Source organism: Conexibacter stalactiti, from assembly GCF_033542075.1.
GTDB classification, from domain to species: domain Bacteria; phylum Actinomycetota; class Thermoleophilia; order Solirubrobacterales; family Solirubrobacteraceae; genus Conexibacter; species Conexibacter stalactiti.
Genome location: NZ_JAWSTH010000165.1, coordinates 1 through 8,814 on the forward strand (window position 1 = coordinate 1; position 8,814 = coordinate 8,814).

The following is an 8,814-nucleotide window of genomic DNA, read 5'->3' on the forward strand; positions in this document are numbered from 1 at the left end:
CGCCGCGCCGCCGCCCGCCGCGCCGCCGCCCGCCGCGCCGCCGCGCGCCGCGCCGGCTTCGACGCCGCCCTCCCGCACCGCCGCGATCCGCCCACCATCGAGCAGCAGCGAACCCGGCCCCGTGATGCGGCCGTCGATGAGCAGGTGAGCGCAGGTGAGCGTGGTCATGGCGTGAGGGTATGGGGGTCGCGGTGCGCCGGAAGCGCCTCTCCCGACCCTGCCGAAGCGAGTCGACTTGACAGCCGCCCCTCTCCTCCGACAGGATTCATTATAACATCCTATCGACATCCCCTCTGGCCTCGGATCGACCGCGGCACGGACGAGGGGCGATCACCGAGGGAGAGGGCTGTGAGAAGAACGTCCCGATATCTCGCGCTGCTGCTGCTGGCGGTCTGCGCGGTCGCGTTCGCCGCCTGCGGCGGGTCGAGCGACGACGACAACGGGGGCACGACCGCGAGCGGGGGAGGCTCCGGCGAGAAGGTCAAGATCTCGTTCCTGACGCACTGGGCGCCGGAGACGGTCACCGCGTTCGAGAGAGTCACGGCCGCCTACGAGGCCGACCATCCCGACGTCGACGTCGAGATCCGCGCGGTCCCGTTCGCCGACCTGCTGACGACGCTGCGCTCGCAGGCCGGCGGCGACAACGGGCCGACGATGGCGAGCATCTACGACCTGTGGCTGCCCGAGCTGGTGCGCGACGGCGTGCTCTCCAGAGCCCCGGCCGCCAACACGAGCGAGATCGAGGCCGAGTGGCCGGCCAACCTCGCCGCCGCCGCGAGCGTCGACGGGGCCGCCTACGGCTACCCCAACGAGGTCGACCTCTACGCGCTCAACTACAACACCAGACTGTTCAGAGCGGCCGGCATCGACGGGCCGCCGGCGACCTGGGACGAGCTGGTCGAGGACGCCAAGAGACTGACCGTCCGCGACGGCGACCGCATCACGCAGCAGGGCTTCGGCCTGATCAGCTCGTGGGCGGCCGGCACGGTCCACCCGTGGACCTCGCTGCTCTACTCCAACGGCGGCGAGCTGATCGACGCCGGCGGCAGAGCGGTGCTCGACTCGCCGCAGGCCGGCGAGGCGTTCGAGCTGGTCGACGAGCTGGCCAACGGCGCGAAGGTCTCCAGCCCGCAGATGAGCACGGCCGACGCGAACACGACCGGCCCGTATCTGGAGAACTTCGTCTCCGGCAAGACGGCGATGATCATCATGGCCAACTGGTGGGAGTCGGCGCTCAGAGCCGGCATGAGAGACGCCTTCAGAGACGTCGCCACCGCGCCGATCCCGGTCGGCCCCAGCGGCGACGCCGCGCACTCCGTCTCCTACTCGTGGATGACGGTCGTCAACGGCAAGGCCGACGACGCTGAGCAAAGAGCGGCGTGGGAGTTCCTCGCCTACCTCAACGGCCCCGACTCGGGCGAGGAGGGCCACAGCGCGATGGCCGCGCTGCTGCAGTCGATGGGCATCCTGCCCTCGCGCACCTCCGACCTGGAGGCCTACAGAGGCGACCTCGACCGCGACTTCCTGACGGCGTACGTCGAGGAGCTGCCGAACGCGAAGCCGTTCCCGATCGTGCTCGGCGGACAGGAGTTCACGGAGGCGCTGCAGAGAAACCTCGAGGCGCTGCAGGCCGGCCAGATGAGCGCCGGCGACGCGCAGGAGCGCTCGCAGGCAGACGCGGAATCGGTCCTGGAGACCGCCGCGGGATAGACCCCCGGCAGGTGACGGGAGCCGTGCGTGCAATCAAGCGCACGGCTCTCGTTCCGCCGCTCGATTGGACGTACACCTGATGCGAATCGCACGACAAAATTGGTGGACCGCCGGCTTCCTCGCGCCGAGCGTCGGCCTGATCGGGATCTTCGTCCTGATCCCGATCGCGCTCACCGTGTGGCTGTCGCTGCACAGATGGTCGACGGCGACGCCGTTCGGCGACGCCGAGTGGGTCGGGCTCGACAACTTCGACGCGCTGTTCGGGAGCGACCTCGTCGGTCGCGACTTCCGCCAGGCGCTGCGCAACACCTTCGTCTACGCCGGCGTCTCGATCGCGCTGCTGATCCCGCTCTCGATCCTCTTCGGCACGATCGTCCACCGCGCCGCGGTGCGCGGCACGACGCTGCTGCGGACGGTCCTGTTCGCGACCTACACGGTCCCGATGATCGCGGTCGCGATCGTCTGGTCGAAGCTCTACTCGCCGACCGAGGGGCCGATCAACCAGGCGCTCGGCTGGTTCGGCATCAGCCCGCAACCGTGGCTGTCGGACACCAGCAGCGCGCTGATATCGCTCGTCTTCCTCAACGTCTGGCAGCAGCTCGGCTACTTCACCGTGCTCGTCGTCGCGGGGCTGACGCAGATCCCGCCGTCGGTCTACGAGGCGGCCGCGCTCGACGGCGCCCGCAACGTCAAGCTGCTGTTCCGCATCACGCTGCCGCTGCTGCGGCGCACCCTGCTCTTCTGCGTCGTGATCGCGCTGATCAACGCGATCCAGGTCTTCGAGCCGGTCGCGACGATCACCCAGGGCGGCCCGGTCGGCGCCACCAACGTCCTCACGTACCACATCCGCGAGGTCGGAATCGAGCGTTCGCAGGGCGGCTTGGCCTCCGCGATGGCGGTCACGCTGCTGCTCGCGCTGGTCGTCGTCGTCACGCTCGTGTTCGCGCTGATGCGCAAGGGGGACGACCGATGACCGGTCGCATCGGCTTCACCCGCCGCGCGGCGCTGCTGAGCTTCATGCTGCTCGCCTGCGTGATGGCGGCCTTCCCGATCCTGTGGATGGTCGCGACCGCCTTCAAGAGTCCCGACGAGGCGCTGCAGACGCCGCCGGTGTGGATCCCCGGCAGCCCGACGGCCGACGCCTTCTCCAACGTCGGCGACGTGATCGACATCCCGCGCAGCTTCCTCAACTCGGCGCTGATCGCGGGCCTCACCACGACCGGCATCCTGCTGACCAGCCTGCTCGCCGGCTACGTCTTCGCGAAGTACCGCTTCCGCGGCAAGAACGTGTTGTTCGCGGTGCTGATCTCGACGATGTTCCTGCCGCCGATCGTGACGCTGATCCCGCTCTTCCGGATCGTCACGCAGATGGGGCTCGACGCGAGCCTCGCGGGCGTGATCGTGCCGAACCTGGCGAACGCGTTCGGGATCTTCCTGATGCGGCAGTTCATCGCCGGCGTGCCCGACGAGCTGATCGAGGCGGCGCGCCTGGACGGCGCGAGCGAGCTGCGGATCGTCTTCCGCATCATCGCGCCGAACGTGCTGCCGGCGCTCGCGGCGCTGGCGATGTTCGCCTTCGTCTACCACTGGAACAGCTACCTGTGGCCGCTGACGGTCCTGCAGGGCAACGAGTCGGCGTCGCCGATCGTGATCTCGCTCGCGCGCCTGCTGACCTACACCGGCTCGGCGGCGAACACGCCGCAGGTGATGGCCGGCGCGACGCTCGCGGTGCTGCCGCCGCTGATCCTGTTCGTGATCCTGCAGCGCTTCTTCGTCAACACGATGTCGCGCTCGGGGATGACGGGCTGATGGCCGCCGTGCTCGGAATCGACCTCGGCGGCACGCGGCTGCGGGCGGCGTGGTCGCAGGCGCCCGGCGAGCAGCCGCGGCCGCTCGGCGAGGAGCCGGCGCCGCGCTCGGCCGGCGACCTCGGCGCGCGCGTCGCCGCCTACGCGCGCCAGTTGCCCGACGTGCCGGCCGGCATCGGGGTGACGATCCCCGGCCTCGTCGACGGCACCGTCTGCCGCTGGGTGCCCAACCTGCCGTACCTCGACGGCGTCGACCTGGCGGCGCTGCTGGCGCCGGCCGGCGGACCGCAGACGCAGGTCGTCGCGGGCAACGACGCGCAGCTCGCGCTACTGGCCGAGACGACGAACGGCGCCGCTTCCGGGACCCGGGATGCGATCCTCGTGGCCGTGGGGACCGGAATCGGGTCGGCCGTGCTCAGCCAGGGACGGATCGCGCGCGGCGCGCACGGCGGCGCGTGCTCGTTCGGCTGGGCCTGCGCCGACCTCGCCGATCCCGGCGACGAGCGGCTCGGCTGGCTGGAGCGGCAGGCCTCCGGCAGCGCGCTCGACGCGCTCGGCGCGACGCTCGACCCGCCGCGTGACGGCCCCGGCCTGATCGCCGCCGCGCGGGCCGGCGAGCAGGCCGCGCTGACGGCGCTCGAACCGGCCGTAGCGGCGCTCGGCGCGACGCTCGCCGGCGCCGTCGCGCTGCTCGACCCCGAGGTCGTGCTGCTGGCCGGCGGCGTCGCCGCCGCGACCGACGTGCTGGAGCCGCTGCTGCGCGAGCAGCTTGCGCCGCGACTGCCGCGACATCTTCGTGACGTGCCGGTGCGTGCCGGCGCGTTCGGACCCCGCGCCGGCATCGCCGGCGCCCTGATCGCCGCGCACAGCGGCCCGACCTGGTGGGAGCTTCGACCATGAGCGCCAGAACGCCGCCGCTCGGCCCGTTGGACCGCAGTCGCCCGGAGCCGCTGTGGCATCAGCTCGCCGAGGCGCTGCGCGCCCGCATCACCGCGGGCGAGTGGGGCGCGGGCTTCCAGATCCCGACCGAGGACCAGCTCTGCGAGACGTTCGGCGTCTCGCGCATCACGGTCCGCCAAGGGGTCCGCCAGCTCGAGGCCGAGGGGCTGCTGCGACGCGACCAGGGGCGCGGCACGTTCGTGCGCGACGCGCGCCTGATCGCCGGCGACTCGGGTCTCACCAGCTTCACCGAGGAGGTCGTGCGGCTCGGCACCAAGGGCACCTCGCGGCTGCTGTCGGCGACCGTCGTGCCGGCGAGCGAGGCGGTCGCGGCCGCACTCGGCATCGCCGAGGGCGACGACGTCAACAGGATCCGCCGGCTGCGCCTCGGCGACGACGAACCGATGGGCGTGCAGACCGCGCACGTGCGGATCGACCGCGCCCCCGACCTCCACATCGCCGACGACGACGACGCGTCGCTCTACGAGCGGCTGCGGACCGTCTACGGGATCGTCCCGAGGGAGGCGGTCGAAGTCTACCGCGTCGGCTCGGCCGCTCCCGAGGATGCGTCGATCCTGAGGATCGCCGCCGGCACACCCGTCTTCGTCGTCGAGCGCACCACGCACGACCACGAGGGTCCGTACGAGTTCACCGTCTCCACGATGCGCGGCGACAAGTACGAGATCCGCTCGACGCTCCGCACCTTTTAGCCCCACCCCGGAAAGGACCCACCCTCTCATGTCGAACCTCTACCTCCCGCGACTCGTCGCGCTGCTCGAAAGAGCCGGCCAGGTCAACACCGAGGCGTTCGAGCAGGCCGCCGACGCGATGGCCTCCTCGATCGCCGACGGCGGTCTCGTGCACCTCTACGGCTCGGGCCACTCGGTCCTGCCGGCACAGGAGATCTTCCCCCGCTACGGCTCCTACGTCGGCCTCAACCCGCTGACGGACCCGCGCGTGATGTGGCACAACGTGCTCGGCGCGGGCGGCGTGCGCGAGCTGCTGTGGCTGGAGCGGACCGAGGGCTACGCCGACAAGTTCCTCGCCCACCAGCCGATCAACGCCGGCGACACGCTGATCGTCTTCGGCCACTCCGGCCGCAACGCCTCCGGCATCGAGACGGCGCTGTACGCGAAGGAGCGCGGCCTCTTCGTGATCGCGATCACGGCCAAGGCGATGCTCGACCAGCCGGCCAGACACTCCTCCGGCAAGCGCCTGCCCGACGTCGCCGACGTCGTGATCGACACCTGCGCGCCGGTCGAGGACGCGATCGTCGACGTCGACGGCTGGTCGCGCCCGGTCGCCGGCTCCTCGACGGTGCTGGCGATGTCGCTCGCGCACGAGCTGGTCGCACGCACCGCGACCGTGCTCGCCGCGCGCGACATCGAGATGCCGACGTTCGCCTCGCCGACCGTCCCCGGCGTCACGCTGACCGACACCGACGAGGTCTACGGCATCTACCGCGAGCGCATGATCGAGGCGCAGCGCAAGCAGCTGCCGGCGTTCAAGGAGGCGATGAAGGGGTGAGCGGCGCTTCCGCTGCCGGCGGTGCCGGCGTGGAGGGCGTGCTCGGCGCCGCGATGGCGGCGGAGATCGGCGAGACGCCGGCCGTCGTCGACGCGGCGCTCGCCGCGGCCGGCGAGTGGACGGCGGCGCTGAGGGAGGCGCTGCCGGTGCCGCTGCGCGGCGTCGCGCTGACCGCGCGCGGCTCCTCCGATCATGCGGCGGCGTACGGCCGCGTGCTGCTGGAGCAGGCGCTCGGCGTGCCGGCGTGGTCGACGGCGCCGTCGATCGCGACCCGCTACGGCCTCGCGACGCGGCTCGACGGCGTGCTCGCGATCGCGGTCTCGCAGTCGGGCGCGACGCCGGAGATCGTCACCGCGCTGGAACGCCAGCGCGCCGGCGGGGCGGTGACGATGGCGATCACCAACGACCCGGGCAGCGCGCTCGCGCTCGCTGCCGACGCGGTGGCGCCGTTGGGCGCCGGCGTCGAGACGGCGGTGCCGGCGACGAAGACGTTCACCGCGACGCTGCTCGCCTTCGCGCTGGCCGCGGCGGCAGTGGATCGGTCGGGCGTCGTTCCGCTGGATGCGGCCGCGGTCTCCTCCGCGGTGCGGGCGTGCATCGAGGACGAGCCGGCCGTGCTGCCGCTCGCCGCGGCGCTGGCGTCCGCCGACGTCTGCGTCCATCTCGGCCGCGGCCCGTTGCTGCCGGTCGCGCGCGAGGCGGCGCTGAAGCTGATCGAGACGACCGGCACCGCGCAGCTGGCGTGGTCGACCGTCGACGTCCGCCACGGCCCGCTCGCGCTCGCCCGGCCGGACCGCCCGGTCGTGCTCCAGCACGCCCGCGGCCCGGTCAGCGACGATGCCCGCGAGGTGGTCGCGCTGCTGGCGGAACGTGGCGTGCCGGTGCACGTGGTCGGCGATCCGCTCGACTCCGACGGACTCCACATCCCGGTCCCCGGCGACCTGCCGGAGCACCTGCGGCCGCTCGTGCACGCGGTGCGGCTGCAGCAGCTGTCGCTTGCCGTCGCGCGCGCCCGCGGCATCGACCCGGACCACCCCGCCGGCCTCTCGAAGGTCACCGCGACCGCCTGAGCGATCGAGGACCGGAGGTCTACTGCTGCTGAGCGGTAGTAGACCTCCGGTCCTCGCGCGCCGCGGGTCGCCGCCGCAGCCGCAGCGCGAGCGTCGGGCAGGCGGCGGCGGCGCGGCGGGCGTGGGCGACCAGCTCGGCCGGCAGCTCGCCGCCGTCGGCGAGGAGCGGATAGCCCCAGTCGTCGAGCCCGATCCGCTCTGGCAGCAGCTCGGCGCAGAGCCGGTGCGCGTCGCAGGCGATCGGATCGAGTTGGAGGCGGTCGCGGCTCATGCCATCACCACCGTCGGACCTGGCGCCGGGAGCGGCAGCGTCGGCGTCGCCGCGCATGCGGCGCAGGCGCCGTTGCGGGCGTGGTCGTCGAACTCGGCGGCGAAGAGGCGCAACGCGCTGCGCAGCATCCGCACCGCGCCGTCGGGGTGACGGCAGGCGCCGCGGCCGCTCACGTCGCCGCACCAGCGGCGCACGCCGGGCAGCGGATCGTCGACCGGGCGGCCCGGCTCGCGGAGCGGTTCGAGCGCGCTCGCGATCGCGTCGAGTCCGTGCACGCACGGCCCGCACTGGCCGGCCGACTCGTCCGCCAGCCAGCGCGTCAGCCGGACGGTCTCCGCGACGCCGCAGGCGCCGCGCGGCAGCACGGCGATCACACCGCAGCCGACGGTCGCGCCGAGCGGCCGCAGGTCGGCTTCGAGCAGTCGCGTGCCCGCCGCGGCCGCGGACGAGATCCAGCCGCCCGCGTAGCCGCCGACGAGCAGGGCGGCGGCGCGCGGCGCGCCAGCCGCCTGCGCGAGAGCACCGGCGACTTTTGGTCGCTCAGCGACCAAGACTCTCCGCTGCTCGTCGGCGAGGCCCGCGCCAGCCGCGTCGAGCAACGCCGCGAGCGGCGTGCCGAGCGCGACCTCGCGCACGCCCGGTCGCGCGACCGCGCCGCCGATCGTCACGAGCGTCGAGCCCGGCTCGGTGTCGCTGCCGAGCGCGCGAAACCAGGCCGCGCCGTGGCGCGCGATCAGCGCGACGTGCGCGAGCGTCTCGACGTTCTGGACCAGCGTCGGCGCGCCGCCGACCCCGCGCTCCCACGGCCGCGCGAGTGACGGGACCGCGGCACCGCCGTTCAGCGCGCTGACGACCGCCCGCTCCTCGCCGGCGACGAACCCGGCCGGCAGCTCGGTCACGGTGACGGGAACGTGATCGCGCCCGGCGACGGCGCGCTCGGTGAGCGCGGCATCGATCACCTGAGCTGCGGAGAGTTTCGTACCGCTACGGTGCGAAACTCTCCGCTGCTCGCGCGCCTGATGGCTCGGCGCGTTCGCTCGCACGGCGACGTGCAGCTCGCGAGCGCCGAGCGCGAGCGCGAGCAGCTGCAGGCCGTCGAGCACGAGGTGGGGCGAACGGGTCAGCAGCGCGCGATCCTTGCCGCTGGCCGGTTCGCCTTCGGCACCGTTGGCGACGATCGCCAGCGGCCGTCGCCGCAGCCGACCGCGCGCCGCCGCGAGCGTGCGCAGCTTGTGCGCCGTCGGAAAGGAGGCGCCGCCGCGGCCGCGCAGACCGGCCTGCTCGACAGCGTCCAGCAGCGCGCCCGGGTCCGGGGCGAGCGCGGGCAGACCGTGCAGCGCGAGGTGCTCGCCGAGCGTCGTCGGGCCGGGGCCGGGAGCGCCCGCGAGCAGGCGGGGGAGATCGGCCGCGCTCATCGGACGGTCGCCCCCGCGCCGTGCCCCGCGCTCGCGCCATGCCCCGCGCCCGCGCCCGCGCCCGCGCCGTGCCC

At 73.3% G+C, this 8,814-nt stretch carries 9 protein-coding genes; 7 read left to right on the forward strand and 2 right to left on the reverse strand.

Annotation, left to right across the window (positions count from 1 at the left end; genetic code table 11):
• The first annotated feature begins 348 nt into the window (after positions 1 to 348).
• The 7 genes from R7226_RS30250 to R7226_RS30280 all read left to right on the forward strand — a co-directional run bounded on the left by R7226_RS30250 (position 349) and on the right by R7226_RS30280 (position 7,054).
• Positions 349 to 1,710: an extracellular solute-binding protein gene (locus R7226_RS30250; protein ID WP_318601231.1), complete on the forward strand. Its 1,362-nt coding sequence runs from the start codon at positions 349 to 351 to the stop codon at positions 1,708 to 1,710.
• A gap of 79 nt (positions 1,711 to 1,789) precedes the next feature.
• A complete protein-coding gene (locus R7226_RS30255) occupies positions 1,790 to 2,683 on the forward strand; it encodes a carbohydrate ABC transporter permease (RefSeq protein WP_318601232.1) in 894 nt (297 codons plus the stop codon).
• Entirely contained in the window at positions 2,680 to 3,519 is an 840-nt protein-coding gene (locus R7226_RS30260; protein ID WP_318601234.1) for a carbohydrate ABC transporter permease, read from the forward strand. The genes R7226_RS30255 and R7226_RS30260 overlap by 4 nt, the downstream gene beginning before the upstream one ends.
• Positions 3,519 to 4,418 (forward strand): ROK family protein, encoded by a 900-nt coding sequence (locus tag R7226_RS30265; protein WP_318601236.1) that lies wholly within the window; start codon positions 3,519 to 3,521, stop codon positions 4,416 to 4,418. The genes R7226_RS30260 and R7226_RS30265 overlap by 1 nt, the downstream gene beginning before the upstream one ends.
• Complete coding sequence (locus R7226_RS30270) at positions 4,415 to 5,167, forward strand: GntR family transcriptional regulator (RefSeq protein WP_318601238.1); 753 nt, start codon at positions 4,415 to 4,417, stop codon at positions 5,165 to 5,167. The genes R7226_RS30265 and R7226_RS30270 overlap by 4 nt, the downstream gene beginning before the upstream one ends.
• A gap of 28 nt (positions 5,168 to 5,195) precedes the next feature.
• Positions 5,196 to 5,984, forward strand: a complete 789-nt coding sequence (locus R7226_RS30275) for an SIS domain-containing protein (protein WP_318601239.1) — start codon at positions 5,196 to 5,198, stop codon at positions 5,982 to 5,984.
• A complete protein-coding gene (locus tag R7226_RS30280; protein ID WP_318601240.1) occupies positions 5,981 to 7,054 on the forward strand; it encodes an SIS domain-containing protein in 1,074 nt (357 codons plus the stop codon). The genes R7226_RS30275 and R7226_RS30280 overlap by 4 nt, the downstream gene beginning before the upstream one ends.
• A gap of 19 nt (positions 7,055 to 7,073) precedes the next feature.
• On the opposite strand, the gene R7226_RS30285 is transcribed toward R7226_RS30280, so the two are convergent.
• A complete protein-coding gene (locus R7226_RS30285; protein ID WP_318601241.1) occupies positions 7,074 to 7,325 on the reverse strand; it encodes a ferredoxin in 252 nt (83 codons plus the stop codon).
• A partial coding sequence (locus R7226_RS30290; RefSeq protein ID WP_318601243.1) for an NADH-ubiquinone oxidoreductase-F iron-sulfur binding region domain-containing protein occupies positions 7,322 to 8,814 on the reverse strand: 1,493 nt, incomplete at its 5' end. The genes R7226_RS30290 and R7226_RS30285, both read right to left, overlap by 4 nt.

Coding starts and splice junctions, on each gene's coding strand:
- R7226_RS30255 (WP_318601232.1), top strand. CDS start 1,790: ATGCGAATCGCACGACAAAATTGGTGGACCGCCGGCTTCCTCGCGCCG.
- R7226_RS30260 (WP_318601234.1), top strand. CDS start 2,680: ATGACCGGTCGCATCGGCTTCACCCGCCGCGCGGCGCTGCTGAGCTTC.
- R7226_RS30265 (WP_318601236.1), top strand. CDS start 3,519: ATGGCCGCCGTGCTCGGAATCGACCTCGGCGGCACGCGGCTGCGGGCG.
- R7226_RS30270 (WP_318601238.1), top strand. CDS start 4,415: ATGAGCGCCAGAACGCCGCCGCTCGGCCCGTTGGACCGCAGTCGCCCG.
- R7226_RS30275 (WP_318601239.1), top strand. CDS start 5,196: ATGTCGAACCTCTACCTCCCGCGACTCGTCGCGCTGCTCGAAAGAGCC.
- R7226_RS30285 (WP_318601241.1), bottom strand. CDS start 7,325: ATGAGCCGCGACCGCCTCCAACTCGATCCGATCGCCTGCGACGCGCAC.